Genomic DNA, 17,377 nt, shown 5'->3' with positions numbered 1-17,377 from the left:
TTAATCAAATTAGGAGTGTGGCTATGCCCGAAGGAAAAATCATTAAAGCCTTAAGCGGCTTTTATTATGTTTTAGATGGAGAAGAAGTATACCAATGCCGGGGTCGAGGCGTTTTTCGTAAAAATAAGGTAACGCCCCTTGTTGGCGATTACGTTGTATATCAGGCAGATAATAAGACGGACGGAACGGTAACGGAGGTCAAGCCCCGAAAGAATGAATTGGTTCGTCCACCCATAGCGAATGTCGATCAGGCCATTCTTGTTTTTTCAGCAGTCGAACCCGAGTTCAGTCCAGCTCTCCTTGATCGATTCCTGGTCCTCATTGAAGATAATGAGATCGAGCCCATTATTGTCGTGACCAAAATGGACTTGGTAACGGAAGATAAAAAAGAGAAATTGTCTCAGCATATCAAGGACTATCAGAAGTTAGGTTATACAGTGCTGGAAACTTCTTCGATAACCACAGGAGGCGTCAATCGGCTGATTCCTTTAATAGAAGGGAAAACCAGTGTGTTTGCCGGTCAATCCGGAGTGGGGAAATCCTCGTTGTTGAATGCGATCAACCCGAGCTTGGCCCTAAAGACAGACGACATTTCATCTCATTTGGGACGCGGAAAGCATACCACACGTCATGTGGAACTGATTCACATGGGCACTGGCCTCGTCGCGGATACGCCTGGATTCAGTTCACTTGAATTCACGGAAATGGAAGCAGAACGTCTATCGTATTGTTTTCCTGAGATGCATAAGCTTGGTGAGGACTGCAAGTTCAGGGCCTGCCTCCATGACAAGGAACCGAAGTGTGCTGTGAAAGAAGCGGTAGAAACCGGGGTAATCCCACAATACAGGTACGAACATTATATGCAATTTTTAGAGGAAATAAGAGATAGAAAGCCGAGGTATTAGTATGGTTAAAATTGCACCATCCATATTATCAGCTGATTTCGCAAAGCTGGGAGAAGAAATCTTGGATGTAGAGAGGGGCGGAGCCGACTATATCCATATAGACGTTATGGATGGCCATTTCGTGCCTAACATCACAATTGGTTCATTGATTGTCGATGCTATCAGACCGGTGACGAAACTCCCTCTAGACGTCCATTTGATGATTGAACGTCCAGATGCCTATATCGAGGCGTTTGCCAAAGCAGGGGCCGACTATATCACTGTCCATGTAGAAGCGTGTACCCACCTACACCGCACGATTCAATTGATAAAGTCCTTTGGTGTTAAAGCGGGGGTAGTCCTCAATCCGGCCACTCCAGCATCCGTGATCCAACCGATCATCGAAGATATAGATATGGTTTTATTGATGACCGTCAATCCAGGATTTGGGGGGCAAAAGTTCATCGCTTCTGTACTGCCAAAAATTTCCGAAGTGAAGGCGATGGCTGATTTGTACAATCCCAATCTTGAAATTGAAGTAGATGGCGGGGTAAATGAAGAAACGGCCAAAGTTTGTATTGAACGGGGAGCAACGGTACTTGTCGCCGGGTCAGCCATATATAACCAGGAAGATCGCCAGGCAGCGATTCAGAGAATTCGTGGAAATTAAAAAGAGAGAAAGCCGACATTATCGTATCTATACTACGATGATGATCGGCTTTTTTAAAACAATCAGACATGTAAAGAATCTTAAGAATAGGATGGCGGAATATGAAAATAAGCATTATGGCTGGAGGCCCAAAGGATTTGTGGCCTGATTTAACGACTTATAAAGAGAGTACTGACTTGTGGGTTGGGGTCGATCGAGGTGTTTGGTCCTTACTTGAAAATGACATTGTTCCTCAGTGTGGGTTTGGCGATTTCGATTCCGTATCCGAAGAGGAATGGTCCAAGATTCAAAAAAGGATGGAGAATATTCATCTTTACCCTCCTGAGAAGGATGAAACCGATTTGGAAATTGCATTTAAATGGGCAATGGAGCAGGAGCCAAATGAAATACATATTCTAGGTGCAACTGGAGGGCGGCTGGACCATTTTCTCGGCAATATCCAATTATTGCAGAAAGATAGCATCCTGCCTTATCACAAGGATATTGATATGTATATAGTCGATTGTCAGAATAGCTTAACCGTGAAGACGCCAGGATCCTACCCCTTGACCTTGGATGAAGAGAGGAAGTATATTTCCCTGCTTCCGGTAACCGAAGAGATCACCGGCATTACACTCTTGGGGTTTAAGTATCCACTTGTTGATGCAAAGCTTGAATTGGGCTCCACACTCTGTGTCAGCAATGAACTAATTTCTGATTGTGGGAATGTTTCATTTGAGGAAGGCATATTAATGGTGATAAGAAGCAGAGATTAAAATTCATGCTTAGAGCAGATTCGGATATACTTTTCATCCTATATCCGCTTAAAAGCTTATGTTGTAATAGAAAAGTTCCACTTCATCTTAAATTTGTGGGATGTAAAGAGGAGGGGCATTATGAAATTTTATACAATTAAATTGCCAAAAGTTCTGGGCAGTTTGGTAAGGGCCATGCTCGGAGCGTTTAAAAAAGGCTAATAAAACATATTTACGTGACACCTTCTATAAAGGGGGTGTTATTTTTTGGTTTGGCTGGGGACAATAAAAAGAAACGATAGGTTGGACAGGCTTTTAATGGGTGATGATCTTTCTGAAAGAATCAGATTGTCCAATCATCACCCATTATAAAAGCGGCAGCCATTTTCAAATAAAAAGGCATCCTTAGAGGATGCCGTAACATTATACGCGTTCTACTTTGCCCGATTTAAGAGCTCTTGCAGAAACGTATACACGTTTAGGTTTACCGTCAACTAAAATACGTACTTTTTGAAGGTTAGCGCCGAATGTACGCTTGCTAGCGTTCATTGCGTGAGAGCGGCTGTTACCAGAACGGGTTTTTCTTCCAGTGATTACACATTTACGTGCCATGTCAAATTCCCTCCTAACTACAACAAGCTTAAGTTTACGAAGTTGTCTTAAGTCTTTGTGAAATACTTTAATAATTTATCACACCTACCGTGAGAATGCAATACTTCAGTTAATTACTTTCAAGAAAAAAACCTTGACATACCCCCTTTAAAATTGAATTATATTAAGTACCGTATGACATTTACTTTTAAAACAATAGACATTATAGTAAAATGTCTTTAGTTGAGTTAGTTTTGGGAGGGAAAAAGAAAATGTCTATCGAATTACAAACGAAATATGGACAAATTGATATCTCTAATGATGTAATCGCTACTGTAGCCGGTGGTGCTGCTATTGATTGCTACGGAATAATAGGAATGGCTTCCAAAAAACAATTTAAAGACGGCATTGCCGAAATACTAAGAAAAGAAAACTTTACTAAGGGTGTAATAGTCCGACAAGATGAGGAAGAAGTTCATATCGATATGTATATTATCGTTAGTTATGGAACGAAAATCTCGGAAGTTGCACATAATGTGCAATCAAAGGTAAAATACACTCTGGACAAAACTGTTGGATTAGCTGTAGATTCTGTAAACATTTTTGTACAGGGAGTTCGTGTTACGAACCCTTAAGTATAGGAGGAAAGTTTTGTGTCAATTACAAGTTTAAATGGAAAGCGCTTTGCTGAAATGATCATCCAGGGAGCTAATCATTTAGCAGCCAACGCCCAAATGGTCGATGCATTGAACGTTTTCCCGGTTCCAGATGGAGATACAGGAACAAATATGAATTTATCTATGACTTCCGGCGCTAAGGAAGTACAAAATAATGTACAAGAACATATCGGAAAAGTGGGTACTTCTCTTTCAAGAGGTCTTTTGATGGGGGCTCGAGGTAATTCTGGAGTAATCCTTTCACAGCTTTTCCGTGGTTTTGCAAAATCTATCGAAAATAAAGCGGTCATCAATAGTGAAGAATTCGCCCATGCTTTTGAGGCGGGTGTAAAAACCGCTTATAAAGCCGTTATGAAGCCTGTTGAAGGCACCATTTTAACAGTCGCGAAGGATGCAGCCAAGCAAGCGGTTTCATCTGCTGCCAAGCATCAGGACCTTATCCAGGTAATGGAGGATATTGTCACTGAGGCAAATGCATCTTTAAAAAGGACACCTGATTTACTTCCTGTATTGAAAGAAGTCGGTGTGGTCGATAGCGGTGGACAAGGGTTGGTTTTCGTTTATGAAGGATTCCTAGCAGAATTGAAGGGTGAAGCTTTACCCGTTCGTTCAGCCAATGGCCCAAGCATGGATGATATGGTGAGTGCTGAACATCACATTAACGTACAAGGACACATTAATACGGAAGATATCGTGTTTGGTTATTGTACGGAATTCATGGTCCGGTTGGAAAAGGATAAGCCAGCTGCCCAATCGTTCAATGAAGAGAAGTTCCGGAATGATTTAAGTGAATTTGGAGATTCATTATTAGTCATCTCTGATGATGAAATAGTTAAAGTACATATTCACTCTGAACAACCTGGTAATTGCCTTAATTATGGTCAGACATACGGTAGTCTTATTAAGTTGAAAGTTGATAATATGCGTGAACAGCATACAGCTATAGTCGGCGAAACTAAAACGCCACTTCAAACAAAACCGAAAGCCAAGGATAAATATGGTGTCGTTTCTGTGGCGATGGGTGCCGGTATCAGCGAGCTTTTCAAAAGCATCGGTGCAAAATCAGTCATTGAAGGCGGACAAACGATGAATCCTAGTACTGAAGACATCGTGAAAGCAGTTGAAGAAGCCCATGCAGAAAAAGTAATCATTCTGCCTAATAATAAAAATATTATTATGGCTGCCAATCAAGCTGCTGATGTCCTTGGGGATAACGTGATGGTCGTTCCTGCCAAAACTGTACCGCAGGGAATGGCAGCATTGCTTGCTTTCAACCCTTCATTGGATATTACAGAGAACCAAAAGGTGATGACCGATGCTCTTTCTCATGTTAAAACAGGTCAAATCACATATGCTGTAAGGAATACAAGCATTGATGGTCTTTCAATCGAGAAGGGCGACTTCATGGGTATTGATGAAGGCACCATCAAAGTGAAAAATAAAGACAAGGCTCAGGCTGCAAAGGATCTTTTATCCAAAATGATTGACGAAGATTCCGAGATCTTGACCATTCTTTATGGTGAAGATGCAACTTCAGAAGAAGTGGATGAGCTTGTCGCATTTTGTGAAGAAACATTTGAAGATGTTGAAGTTGAAGTCCATAACGGTAAACAACCGTTATATGCTTTCATTTTCTCAATTGAATAAACTAAACCATCTACTTGGGTAAGATCACCTGATCGTCTTTTGCCCTTTAATAGATGTGATATAGAAGTCTCGATAAAAAGTAATAAACTGCATAGGTCATTAGGCTATGCAGTTTATTTTTGCGGACTAAAGGTTATAAAACAGCATGCATGCAGGAACTGTGACCAATCAGAAGATAACCTCTAGCGTTTTTCTTTAGGTTCTTAAAGTCCAGCGCGTAATGAAGGAGGAATAGAACGTGAAATATAGGAGTGTATTTGATATTATCGGTCCCGTTATGATTGGACCTTCGAGCTCACATACAGCCGGAGCTGCGAGAATAGGCAGGGTGGCAAGGAATCTATTCAACAAAGAACCGAAATGGGCCCGTATTTCTTTTTATGGGTCTTTTGCAAAGACCCATAAAGGTCATGGGACGGATGTGGCCATTGTAGGGGGACTACTTGATTTTGATACTTTTGATGAGAGAATCAAAGAATCTCTTGATATAGCCCGTCAAAAGAACATGGACATTGCCTTCCAAGAAGAAGAGGCCGTTCCGGAACACCCGAATACTGTGAAGATAACGGTTGGTGATGATGCGGATGAACTGGAGCTCGTTGGGATATCGATTGGAGGTGGCAAAATCGAAATAATCGAATTGAATGAATTCAAATTAAGGCTTTCGGGTCACAACCCAGCCATACTTGTCGTTCATGATGACCGTTTCGGAGCTATTGCCAATGTCTCTAACGTTTTGGCCAAGCATCAAATTAATATAGGACAGATGGAAGTATCACGAAAAGAAAAGGGAAAGATGGCACTTATGACCATCGAAGTGGATGTGAATATAGAAGAGCAAGTCATCGATGAAATTTCGAAATTGCCTCATATCACCAAGGTCGCAAGGATTGTCGACTGAGTTACTTGAGGCAACCGTTTTCATTAAGGAGGGAAAGAGGACATGTTTCGAAATGTAGCAGAACTAGTAGAATTGGCAGAAGCAAAGCAAGTGAAAATTTCGACGCTCATGATCGAACAGGAAATGGAGGTGTCGGGTAAAACCCGGGACCAAATCATCCACCAGATGGGTGTAAACCTTGACGTCATGGAACAGGCCGTTGAAAAAGGGCTCCAAGGAGTCCGTTCCGTTTCGGGTTTGACAGGTGGGGACGCCGTGCTTCTTCAGAATTATATTAAAACGGGAAACTCATTATCGGGTGAACTTTTGTTGGATGCGGTCAGTAAAGCTGTGGCAACAAATGAAGTGAATGCAGCGATGGGAACGATATGTGCGACGCCAACTGCTGGATCGGCAGGCGTTGTCCCAGGAACTTTGTTCGCTTTGCAGAATAAATTAAAGCCAAATCGGGAACAAAAAATTGAATTCCTCTTCACTGCAGGGGCATTTGGTTTCGTTGTTGCTAATAATGCTTCGATTTCTGGGGCCGCAGGAGGTTGCCAGGCGGAAGTGGGTTCAGCATCAGGGATGGCCGCGGCCGCCATCGTTGAAATGGCTGGTGGAACGCCATCTCAAAGTGCCCACGCCATGGCGATTACATTAAAGAACATGCTTGGTCTGGTTTGTGATCCTGTTGCTGGGCTCGTAGAAGTGCCTTGTGTGAAGCGGAATGCGATGGGGGCAGCTAACGCCATGGTGGCAGCTGATATGGCGTTAGCAGGTATTACAAGCCGAATTCCGTGTGACGAAGTAATCGATGCCATGTACAAAATCGGACAGGCGATGCCATCGGCCTTAAGGGAAACTGCACAAGGAGGATTAGCGGCCACACCGACTGGACGGAAGTTGGAAGCGAAGATCTTTGGCTTGCCGTTAAGTAACAAGTGAGCAACAGCTTACAGGAACCAATTACGGCAGTTAAGGGCATTGGGGGAGAGACAGCTGCTGCGATGCAGGAAATGGAGATCCATACCGTCAATGATCTTCTAGAGCATCTTCCCTATCGCTATGAAGACTACCGGTTAAGGGACTTAGAAACGGTTGAACATGAGGAACGCGTCACTGTAGAAGGGAAAATTCATACAGTGCCGACCTTGGGCTATTTTGGGAAGAAGAAGTCCAGGCTAACGATTAAGTTGTTGACTGGAAGATATTTAATTACGGTTATATTTTTCAATCAGCCTTATTTGAAATCAAAACTTACAATCGGGGAAACCGTGACAGTGACAGGTAAATGGGATCGTCATCGCCAAACCATCACTGGTTCGGAATGCCATGTTGGAGATCATAGCCGGGAAAAGGAATTCGAACCCGTGTATTCCGTCAAGGGGAGCATTACGGTAAAAGGTATGCGTCGCCATATCACGAATGGTTTTTCCCAATATGGAAATATGATTGAGGAAAACCTCCCACCACAGCTGCTGACAACCTATAAGTTGATGCCACGTAAAGATGCGCTTCGCATGATGCACTTTCCTATATCGGCAGTTGATGTTAAGCAAGCCCGCCGTCGTTTTGTATATGAGGAGTTTTTGCTGTTTCAGCTGAAAATGCAGGCACTTCGTAAAATACAGCGCGAACAGTCAAGAGGGACTGGACAAGAATTTGATAGGCAGCAGGTGAAGGGATTCATTGATACCCTCCCGTTTCCATTAACGACTGCCCAGAACAGGGTTGTCGAGGAAATCCTGACTGACATGGAATCGCCTTACCGCATGAACCGGCTTTTACAAGGAGATGTAGGCTCAGGAAAAACGGTAGTGGCCGCGATTTGCCTTTATGCGACCATATCGGCCGGTTTCCAAGGAGCGCTAATGGTCCCGACTGAAATTCTGGCTGAGCAGCATACTCAATCATTGACCGCCATGTTAGAACCAGTCGGAGTAAAGGTGGCTTTATTGACCTCCTCGGTAAAAGGGAAGAAGCGTAGAGAATTATTGGAGAAACTTGAATTAGGGGAACTTGATCTTTTGATTGGAACCCACGCACTGATTCAGGACGAGGTGAACTTCAAGGACCTCGGTTTGGTTATAACGGATGAACAACATCGGTTTGGTGTGGAACAACGACGCGTCCTGCGTGAAAAGGGAGGAAATCCCGATGTCCTTTTCATGACGGCGACACCGATTCCCCGTACACTCGCCATTACAGTGTTCGGCGAGATGGACGTTTCCACAATCGACGAAATGCCGGCTGGACGGAAAGCCATCGAAACGTATTGGGCGAAACACCAAATGCTCGATAGAATCCTCTCCTTTGTAGAAAAGGAACTTCAAAAAGGCAGACAAGCATATGTCATCTGCCCATTGATCGAGGAATCGGAAAAACTGGACTCCTTGCAAAATGTTCTCGATGTCCATGCCATGCTGACGCAATACTTCGTGAATCGTTATAAGGTGGGGCTCATGCATGGGCGTTTGCCTGCGGATGAAAAAGATGAAGTGATGCAGGAATTCAGTTCCAACGAAGCGCAAATCCTTGTTTCCACCACAGTTGTCGAAGTTGGGGTGAATGTACCCAATGCCACGGTGATGGTCATTTATGATGCTGAACGATTTGGTCTTTCCCAGCTGCATCAGTTACGTGGCCGAGTGGGGAGGGGGAGCAACCAGTCTTTTTGCATCCTGCTTGCCGATCCGAAAACGGAAGTCGGCAAAGAGCGGATGAAGATCATGACAGAGACGAATGATGGATTTGTCCTTTCAGAGAAGGATTTGGAGCTTCGAGGTCCAGGGGACTTTTTCGGTAAAAAACAAAGTGGGCTTCCCGAATTCAAAGTGGCGGACATGGTCCATGATTACCGGACGCTGGAAGTTGCTAGGGAAGATTCTGCGAAATTGATAGCCTCAAATAGTTTTTGGCATGCACCAGAATACGCGTCGCTCCGGGCACATTTGGAAGGTACAGGCGTATTGACAGGAGAAAAGCTTGACTGATCGTCTTGATTGAATGAAACAGTAAAACAGATTGTGAGAATTTCCACAAAATCTTGCAATCTGTTTTTAAAATATATATACTACTATTAGTACCTAGTCATAATACTATGGATGGTGACCTTCAAATGCGAAGAAACAAGAAGGAACGCCAGCAATTATTAATCGAAACGATTAAACAGAATCCTTTTGTAACGGATGAGGAGCTGGCTGAAAAGTACTCGGTGAGCGTCCAGACAATTAGGCTCGATCGTCTTGAATTATCAATACCGGAGCTTCGTGAACGTATAAAAAACGTAGCCGAGAAGAAATTCAGTGACGAAATAAGGGCATTGCCATTGGATGAGATCATTGGGGAAGTAATAGATTTGAATTTAGATGAAAATGCAATTTCTATTTTAGATATAAAAAAAGAGCATGTTTTTAAGCGCAATGGAATCGCAAGGGGTCATCACCTTTTTGCTCAAGCTAATTCATTGGCGGTGGCGGTCATCAATGATGAACTGGCCTTAACGGCAAAAGCATCCATTCTATTTACTCGTTCCGTCAAGGAAAATGAAAGAGTGGTAGCTAAAGCGAAAGTTAAAAAGGTGGAGTATCAAGCAGATCGTTCCGTAGTGGAAGTCAGAAGCTACGTAGGAAATGAAATGGTATTCAAAGGTGAGTTCGAAATGTATCGCTCTTAACTTGCTTAGAAAAGGATGAACGTTCATGAAAATAACGCTAGATGCAATGGGTGGAGACAATGCTCCAAAGGCACAGGTATTAGGAGCCATGAAAGCAGTCGAGGCCTTTCCCGATGTGGAAATAACCTTAGTAGGGAACGAAGGCGAAATCAACCAGTTCTTAACGAAAAATGAACGGATCAAGATCATACATACGGAAGAAAAGATACTAAGTACCGATGAACCTGTTCGTGCGGTCCGTCGCAAGAAGAATGCATCGATGGTATTAGCAGCCCGCCAAGTGGCCGATGGAGAAGCGGATGCATGCATATCTTCAGGAAATACAGGTGCTTTGATGGCAGCCGGCTTGTTCGTTGTCGGGAGAATCGAAGGAATCGAACGTCCAGCATTGTCCCCAACCTTGCCGACAATAGATGGTAAAGGTTTTGTTTTTCTTGATGTGGGAGCGAATGCAGAAGCGAAACCGGAGCACCTGCTTCAATTTGCCATAATGGGTTCCGTATATGCCCAAAAGGTGCGTGGAATTGAAAAACCGCGTGTGGGCCTTTTAAATATTGGGACTGAAGAGAAAAAAGGGAACGAGCTGACGAAGCAGGCTTTCACGCTCCTTCAGCAATCATCGGACATCTCCTTTATAGGGAATGTAGAGGCCAGGGATCTTCTGAACGGTCCGGCAGATGTAGTTGTGACGGATGGCTTTACAGGAAATATGGTGCTTAAAACGCTTGAGGGAACAGCCATGAGTGTCTTTCATATGTTAAAATCCGCGTTGATGAGCAATATGAAGAGTAAGATTGCCGCAGCACTAGTGAAACCGGAACTAAAAGGCATTAAAAATCAAATGGATTACTCGGAATATGGTGGGGCTGGATTATTCGGTTTGAAGGCACCTGTCATCAAGGCACACGGTTCTTCCGACGCAAATGCGATTTATAACGCGATCCGTCAGACCCGGGATATGGTGAGTCATGATGTGATTCCGACCATTGCGAAGACGATAGAAAAAGTCCAATAAATATAGAGATAGGGGAGTTTGGGATGGGTAAGATTGCTTTTGTCTTTCCAGGACAAGGTTCACAGTCAATAGGGATGGGTTTAGACTTATTTGAGGTAAATGAGCAAGCACGGAAAATTTTTCAAACGGCGGATGAAAAACTGGATTTTGCGCTATCCGAGCTTATATTCAATGGCACTCAGCAGGAATTAACGGTAACCTATAATGCTCAACCTGCGCTATTGACTACAAGTTATGCCTTGTTCAATGCCTTGGCGGAAGCGGGCATCCAGCCTGATTACACTGCAGGACATAGTTTAGGGGAATATACGGCATTGGTAGCCTCAGGTGCAATTTCTTTTGAGGATGCTGTCTATACTGTTAGAAAACGTGGTCAATTCATGGAGGCCGCTGTTCCGAATGGCCAAGGCTCGATGGCCGCAATTCTGGGAATGGACCGTACGGCACTCGCTCTTGTAACGGCTGATATTACTGATGCAGGTGAATCCGTTCAGCTGGCTAACATTAACTGTCCGGGGCAAATCGTCATTTCCGGAACGGCAGAAGGCGTCAAGCTTGCGAGCGCAAAAGCGAAGGAAAGCGGAGCAAAACGTGCTCTCCCTCTTGATGTAAGCGGGCCGTTTCATTCTGAATTAATGAAACCTGCGGCTGAACAACTTCAAAAGGTACTTGATGAAGTGAGTTTCCGACAGGCACCCATTCCGGTGATTTCAAACGTAACGGGCGAGCCTATCACAGAACCATCAGAGATTAAAAATAAATTAATTGAACAATTGTATTCACCAGTTCTTTGGGAAGATAGTGTCAAAAAGCTGCTTGAATTAGGCGTGGACACGTTCATTGAAGTGGGACCAGGCAAGGTGCTGGGAGGATTGATTAAAAAAATCGATCGATCCGTCAATATTCACTCAGTATCGAATACAGAAACCCTACATAAAACGGTCGAAGCATTGAAAGGGGAACTAGCATGATTCTTGAAGGTAAGAAGGCACTAGTAACTGGTGCTTCCCGCGGTATCGGCAGGGAAGTGGCATTGGAACTCGCACGGCAGGGAGCGGACGTAGCTGTCAATTATGCTGGAAGCGAAACAAAAGCTAATGAAGTGGTCGATGAAATCAAGGCACTTGGGCGAAAAGCATTTGCCGTTCAATGCGATGTATCAGATAGTGAATCAGTAACAGGCATGATTAAAGAGGTCATTGAACAATTTGGCCGGGTCGACATTTTAGTCAATAATGCTGGAATTACCCGTGATAATTTATTGATGCGGATGAAGGAAGAAGAATGGGATTCGGTAATCGATACGAATTTAAAAGGTGTCTTCCTTTGCACAAAGGCAGTCACAAGACAAATGATGAAGCAACGTAGCGGCAAAATCATCAATATGGCTTCCATCGTCGGTGTGATGGGGAATGCGGGGCAGGCAAACTATGTTGCAGCCAAGGCAGGCGTGATTGGCTTGACAAAGTCCACTGCCAAGGAGCTTGCATCAAGAGGGATCACGGTCAATGCGATCGCTCCAGGTTTCATCTCCACGGATATGACTGGTGAACTGACGGAAGACGTGCAAAAAGCGATGCTGTCACAAATACCTTTAGCCCGCTTCGGTGACCCAAATGATATTGCATCAGTTGCCACGTTTCTCGCTTCAGAGGCAAGCAGCTATATGACGGGTCAAACCCTTCATATTGATGGCGGTATGGTGATGTAAGTTTAGGTTTGATTTTTTTGAAATATAATTTATAATGTCTTGAGGGGAGGTGAACATATTGGCAGATGTATTAGAAAGAGTAACGAAAATCGTTGTAGATCGCTTGAACGTTGAAGAATCAGAAGTAAAGCTTGAAGCTTCATTCAAAGAAGATCTTGGTGCCGATTCCCTAGATGTAGTCGAACTAGTCATGGAGTTTGAAGACGAATTTGATATGGAAATTTCGGACGATGACGCTGAAAAAATCGCCACAGTGGGTGATGCTGTGAATTACATAAAAAGCACTATGTAATGTTAATGTCTTTTGATTAAAAGCTCCGTTTTTTAACGGGGCTTTCTCTTGTAATGTAAGGGTCTGGAAAATACGAATACGTGCAGTTCCGATTAAGTTCCATGTGTCAAGCATCAACGCTGCTGGCTATTTTTCTTTAAGCGGATTATACTGTATGATGGTACATAGGAAAGCTTGACAGGAATTCCTGCCAGGTTTCTTTTTATATGTAGGAAAAATATGTTTTTGAACCGTAGTGGAGGGTTTTTGTGATGCGTAGGAACGTAAATAATCGTAAACCATTAAGTAAGGATAATAAATTTAAAGAGTTACAGGACAATCTGGGTTTTCATTTTGAAGATGAAAATTTGTTGAAAAAAGCTTTTACACATTCATCTTATGTGAATGAGCATCGCCGCAAGCCTTACGAAGATAATGAAAGGCTAGAATTTCTAGGAGACGCAGTACTTGAACTGACAATCTCGAAATATCTGTATCAGAAATACCCGATGATGAGTGAAGGAGAGCTTACGAAATTAAGGGCAGCCATTGTCTGTGAGCCGTCACTAGTCGACTTTGCCAACAGCCTCTCTTATGGGGAATATGTATTGCTTGGTAAAGGGGAAGAAATGACAGGCGGTAGAGAACGCCCTGCCATGCTTGCAGATGTATTTGAAGCCTATATCGGCGCTTTATATCTTGACCAAGGATTAGAGCCGGTTGTGCAGTTCTTGAAAAATGTCGTGTTTCCGAAGATAGACGAGGGTGCTTTTTCTCATGTGATGGATTATAAGAGCCAGCTCCAAGAGCTTATCCAACGGGATGCAATTGGGGTTCTGCAATACAAAATACTGCAGGAAAAAGGACCGGCCCATAATAGAGAGTTCGTTTCGACGGTTTCTTTGAATGGGGAAGATCTAGGAACTGGTGTGGGAAAATCGAAAAAAGAGGCAGAGCAACATGCCGCCGAACACGCATTGGCCGTTTTAAAGAAAAAAACTCAACAAGATAGTTGAACAGTAGAGGGGGAAAGGTCATGTTCCTCAAACGCTTGGACGTTGTAGGATTCAAATCTTTCGCAGATAAAATTTCGATTGAATTTGTACCTGGTGTCACGGCAGTGGTTGGACCGAACGGTAGTGGTAAAAGCAATGTGACTGATGCAGTCCGTTGGGTTCTTGGAGAGCAATCCGCAAAATCACTGCGTGGAGCAAAAATGGAAGATATCATCTTCTCAGGAAGTGACACAAGAAAGGCCTTGAATTTTGCAGAGGTTTCCTTGACTTTGGATAATGAGACCAACACCCTTCCAATTGACTTTCATGAAGTTAGTGTGACAAGAAGGGTATATCGATCGGGTGAAAGCGAATTCTTCATTAATAATCAAGGATGCCGCCTGAAAGATATCATTGAATTATTTATGGATTCAGGACTTGGACGCGAAGCATTTTCCATTATCAGCCAAGGGAAAGTGGAAGAAATCCTTAGCAGCAAAGCAGAAGAAAGACGAGTTATTTTTGAAGAGGCCGCTGGTGTCTTGAAGTATAAAACAAGAAAAAGAAAAGCGGAATCAAAACTGACGGAAACACAAGATAATCTCAACAGGATTCATGACATCCTTCATGAACTAGAAGGTCAAGTGGAACCCTTGAAAATTCAATCTTCCCTGGCCAAAGAATATTTGGATAAGAAAGAGGAACTTGAAAAAATCGAAGTGGCTTTGACCGTTTTTGAAATTGAAGAACTTAATGAAAAATGGGAAAGTCTTACCCAGGAACTTGGAAAACACAATGAGATGGAGCGACAATTGGCTGGAAGGCTTCATGAACGTGAAGAGCATCTTAAAGAGGTTCGAGGAAGCATTGCCGGACTCGAAACATCGATTAACGAGCTTCAAGAAGTGCTATTGAACGCCAGCGAAGAGCTTGAGAAGCTTGAGGGTCGTAAAGAAGTATTGAAAGAACGGAAAAAGAATGCGGCACAAAATAAATCACAGCTTGAAAAAGCGATTATAGAGGGCAAGGCAGCCGTTGAACGTCTTTCTTTACAAAAGGAAAGAGAAACGGAAGTTCTGCATGCATTGAGTTCTGAAGTAAAACAGCTTCAAGAGCTTTTACATGAAAAACAAAAAAGCTTAGGTCTATTCAATACCGACATTGAAGCCCTGATAGAAGTGAAGAAAAGTGACTATATCGAGTGGCTGAACAAGCAGGCTGCCGCCAAAAATGAAAAGCATTACCTTCTGCAGCAACTCACGCAGCAGGAACATAAAAATTCCAAACTGGATCACGAAAATGAAAAATTCCTTACCGAGAGAACGGAAATCACTGCTAAAAAGTCAGAATACTCCAAGCGTATGGAAAAACTGAGCAAGCAGCTTGAAGACCATGTCACTTCTTTCCGAAATCAACAGAATAAGCTACAAACGGCAAAAGATACGTATCATAAACAGGAAACGACCCTATATAAGGCCTATCAATTCCTTCAACAGGCAAAATCCCGAAAGGAACTGCTTGAAGAGATGGAAGAGGACTATGCAGGCTTCTTTCAAGGTGTTAAGGAAGTCCTAAAAGCAAAAGGTACTCTAAAAGGCATTGAAGGTGCAGTGGCGGAACTGATCAAGGTCCCAAAGGAATATGAAACCGCCATCGAAACAGCACTAGGTGGGGCGATGCAACATGTGGTTGTGGAGAGAGAAGAACATGCCCGTGAAGCCATTTCCTTCTTGAAGAAAAACAGGTTTGGACGGGCGACTTTCCTGCCCTTATCTGTCATCAAAGGAAGAGAGATTTCATCGAAGCAGCTATCGATGCTGAAGAATCACCCTGCTTTTGTCGGGACAGGTTCCTCGTTGATCCAATATGATGAAAGACATGCTTCCATCGCGGCAAACCTGCTAGGAACCGTCATTATCACAAAGGACTTAAAAGGAGCCAACGAACTGGCAAAAATGGTGCAGCACCGTTTCCGCTTTGTTACGCTTGAAGGGGATGTCGTCAACCCTGGTGGTTCGATGACGGGTGGAACGATCAAACAAAAATCGACTTCACTACTATCCCGGAAAACCGAGCTTGAAGAATTACATGAGAAGCTAGCCGGGATGGAATTAAAAACGAACCAGCTTGAAAAACAGGTAAAACAGCTGAAGGTGGATGTCGGTGTTCAAGAGCAAACGCTTGAACAAACGAGAAAAACAGGTGAAATGCTACGATTACAGGAGCAATCCCTGAAAGGTGAACTTCGTGAAGTCGAGCTACAAGAAAGAAATGTGAATGATCGCCTACACCTTTATGATTTGGATAAAAACTCCTATTTAGAAGAGCAACAGCAAAAGAAAGCAAGGCTCGAAGAATTGGAAGAACTGTTAAAATCCTGTAAAGTGGAAATCGATGGGCTTGACCGCCTTATAGCGGAAATGACAGAACAAAAACAATCACAGCAATCATCAAAGGAAAGTCTTGCCGAAGAAACGAGCGAGTTAAGGGTAACATTGGCCTCAAAACGCGGTCAGCTTCAAAATCAAAGAGAAAAAATGGAACGGCTTGATGCGGACTTGGCAAAAGAGACCAGCACCTTAACTGAAAACAAGGATGACTTGGGGCTTTTAACAAATGAAATGACGGACAGTTCGAGTGGGGAAGAAACGCTTGAAGACATGGCCCAACAAAGATTGCTTGATAAGAATGCGGCCATTGAAAATATTTCCGCCAAAAAACAGGAAAAGACCGAAATGCAAACTCATCTCGAAACCCTCGAAATAGCTTTGAAAGAGGAAAGTCGTCTCTATAAAGGTATCGTTGAAGTGGTCAAGGATGAAGAGGTCAAATTAACCCGACTTGATGTGGCGCTGGAAAACCGCCTGGATCATTTACGCGAGGAATATACATTATCCTATGAAGGGGCTAAAGAAAAGTATCCATTAATGATACCTATCGAAGAAGCTCAGAAAAAGGTAAAGCTCATTAAGCTGGCCATTGAAGAATTGGGGACGGTCAACTTAGGAGCAATAGACGAGTATGCCCGTGTAGCCGAAAGGTACGAGTTCCTTCTCGGTCAAAAAGAAGATCTGCAGCAGGCTAAGGATACCTTATTCCAGGTTATCGACGAGATGGATGAGGAAATGAAACGACGCTTTTCAGAAACATTCTATGCGATTCGTGAACAGTTCGAACAGGTATTTAAATCACTGTTCGGTGGTGGCAGGGCTGAATTAAAACTGACAGATCCCAATGATTTATTGAATACGGGAGTAGATATCATCGCACAGCCTCCGGGGAAAAAACTACAGAACTTAAGTCTCTTGTCCGGTGGAGAACGAGCATTGACTGCAATTGCTCTTTTATTCTCGATTTTAAAGGTCCGGCCCGTTCCTTTCTGTATCCTCGATGAAGTCGAGGCGGCACTTGATGAAGCGAATGTAGTTCGTTTCAGCCAATTTTTAAGGAAATTCAGTCAAGAGACTCAGTTTATAGTAATCACCCATCGCAAAGGGACGATGGAGGAAGCGGATGTCCTCTATGGCATTACGATGCAAGAGTCAGGTGTTTCCAAATTAGTTTCCGTTCGTATGGAGGAATCAGAGAACTTTGTTGAAATATAAATCCATGAATTAGAGGAA

At 43.3% G+C, this 17,377-nt stretch carries 17 protein-coding genes; 16 read left to right on the top strand and 1 reads right to left on the bottom strand.

From position 1 onward, the window contains the following. Positions 1-23 precede the first annotated feature (23 nt). The 4 genes from rsgA to spoVM all read left to right on the top strand — a co-directional run bounded on the left by rsgA (position 24) and on the right by spoVM (position 2,510). Positions 24-905, top strand: coding sequence for a ribosome small subunit-dependent GTPase A (rsgA, locus tag ACIQXH_RS09315; protein WP_403123216.1), 882 nt, complete (start codon positions 24-26; stop codon positions 903-905). Position 906: 1 nt separating this feature from the next. Continuing rightward, positions 907-1,554: a ribulose-phosphate 3-epimerase gene (gene rpe / locus ACIQXH_RS09310; RefSeq protein WP_402868248.1), complete on the top strand. Its 648-nt coding sequence runs from the start codon at positions 907-909 to the stop codon at positions 1,552-1,554. 101 nt (positions 1,555-1,655) lie between these two features. Next, complete coding sequence (locus ACIQXH_RS09305; RefSeq protein ID WP_402868249.1) at positions 1,656-2,309, top strand: thiamine diphosphokinase; 654 nt, start codon at positions 1,656-1,658, stop codon at positions 2,307-2,309. A gap of 120 nt (positions 2,310-2,429) precedes the next feature. Then, the gene (gene spoVM, locus ACIQXH_RS09300; protein WP_034313769.1) at positions 2,430-2,510 is read left to right on the top strand and encodes a stage V sporulation protein SpoVM; all 81 of its coding nucleotides are present in this window, start codon (positions 2,430-2,432) and stop codon (positions 2,508-2,510) included. Between the two features lie 201 nt (positions 2,511-2,711). Here the strand turns inward: spoVM and rpmB are convergent, their stop codons facing one another. Then, positions 2,712-2,900 (bottom strand): 50S ribosomal protein L28, encoded by a 189-nt coding sequence (gene rpmB, locus ACIQXH_RS09295; RefSeq protein ID WP_402868250.1) that lies wholly within the window; start codon positions 2,898-2,900, stop codon positions 2,712-2,714. Positions 2,901-3,151: 251 nt separating this feature from the next. Between rpmB and ACIQXH_RS09290 the strand changes: the two genes are divergently transcribed. The 12 genes from ACIQXH_RS09290 (at position 3,152) to smc (ending at position 17,359) form a co-directional block, all read left to right on the top strand. After that, the gene (locus ACIQXH_RS09290; protein WP_402868253.1) at positions 3,152-3,514 is read left to right on the top strand and encodes an Asp23/Gls24 family envelope stress response protein; all 363 of its coding nucleotides are present in this window, start codon (positions 3,152-3,154) and stop codon (positions 3,512-3,514) included. Between the two features lie 18 nt (positions 3,515-3,532). Next, a complete protein-coding gene (locus ACIQXH_RS09285) occupies positions 3,533-5,203 on the top strand; it encodes a DAK2 domain-containing protein (RefSeq protein ID WP_403123213.1) in 1,671 nt (556 codons plus the stop codon). 238 nt (positions 5,204-5,441) lie between these two features. Next, a complete protein-coding gene (gene sdaAB / locus ACIQXH_RS09280; protein ID WP_402868255.1) occupies positions 5,442-6,104 on the top strand; it encodes an L-serine ammonia-lyase, iron-sulfur-dependent subunit beta in 663 nt (220 codons plus the stop codon). Positions 6,105-6,146: 42 nt separating this feature from the next. Then, on the top strand, positions 6,147-7,031 hold the full coding sequence (gene sdaAA / locus ACIQXH_RS09275) for an L-serine ammonia-lyase, iron-sulfur-dependent, subunit alpha (protein ID WP_402868257.1): 885 nt from the start codon (positions 6,147-6,149) through the stop codon (positions 7,029-7,031). After that, positions 7,028-9,079, top strand: coding sequence for an ATP-dependent DNA helicase RecG (gene recG / locus ACIQXH_RS09270; protein ID WP_403123210.1), 2,052 nt, complete (start codon positions 7,028-7,030; stop codon positions 9,077-9,079). Before sdaAA ends, recG begins: the two co-directional genes overlap by 4 nt. A gap of 125 nt (positions 9,080-9,204) precedes the next feature. Next, positions 9,205-9,762 carry a transcription factor FapR gene (gene fapR / locus ACIQXH_RS09265; protein ID WP_402868260.1) on the top strand — a complete coding sequence of 186 codons (558 nt, stop codon included), beginning with the start codon at positions 9,205-9,207 and terminating at the stop codon, positions 9,760-9,762. 25 nt (positions 9,763-9,787) lie between these two features. Then, the gene (gene plsX, locus ACIQXH_RS09260; protein WP_402956261.1) at positions 9,788-10,777 is read left to right on the top strand and encodes a phosphate acyltransferase PlsX; all 990 of its coding nucleotides are present in this window, start codon (positions 9,788-9,790) and stop codon (positions 10,775-10,777) included. Between the two features lie 23 nt (positions 10,778-10,800). Further along, the gene (gene fabD, locus ACIQXH_RS09255; RefSeq protein ID WP_402868263.1) at positions 10,801-11,748 is read left to right on the top strand and encodes an ACP S-malonyltransferase; all 948 of its coding nucleotides are present in this window, start codon (positions 10,801-10,803) and stop codon (positions 11,746-11,748) included. Further along, positions 11,745-12,488 (top strand): 3-oxoacyl-[acyl-carrier-protein] reductase, encoded by a 744-nt coding sequence (gene fabG / locus ACIQXH_RS09250; protein WP_403123208.1) that lies wholly within the window; start codon positions 11,745-11,747, stop codon positions 12,486-12,488. Before fabD ends, fabG begins: the two co-directional genes overlap by 4 nt. Positions 12,489-12,546: 58 nt before the next feature. Beyond that, the gene (locus ACIQXH_RS09245; protein WP_053345291.1) at positions 12,547-12,780 is read left to right on the top strand and encodes an acyl carrier protein; all 234 of its coding nucleotides are present in this window, start codon (positions 12,547-12,549) and stop codon (positions 12,778-12,780) included. Positions 12,781-13,031: 251 nt separating this feature from the next. After that, the gene (rnc, locus tag ACIQXH_RS09240; RefSeq protein WP_402868266.1) at positions 13,032-13,775 is read left to right on the top strand and encodes a ribonuclease III; all 744 of its coding nucleotides are present in this window, start codon (positions 13,032-13,034) and stop codon (positions 13,773-13,775) included. Positions 13,776-13,795: 20 nt separating this feature from the next. Continuing rightward, complete coding sequence (smc, locus tag ACIQXH_RS09235) at positions 13,796-17,359, top strand: chromosome segregation protein SMC (protein WP_403123204.1); 3,564 nt, start codon at positions 13,796-13,798, stop codon at positions 17,357-17,359. Positions 17,360-17,377 lie beyond the last annotated feature (18 nt).

The sequence above is a fragment of the Peribacillus sp. NPDC097225 genome, assembly GCF_044761955.1.
GTDB lineage: Bacteria > Bacillota > Bacilli > Bacillales > DSM-1321 > Peribacillus.
This window is presented reverse-complemented; position numbering and strand designations above follow the sequence as displayed.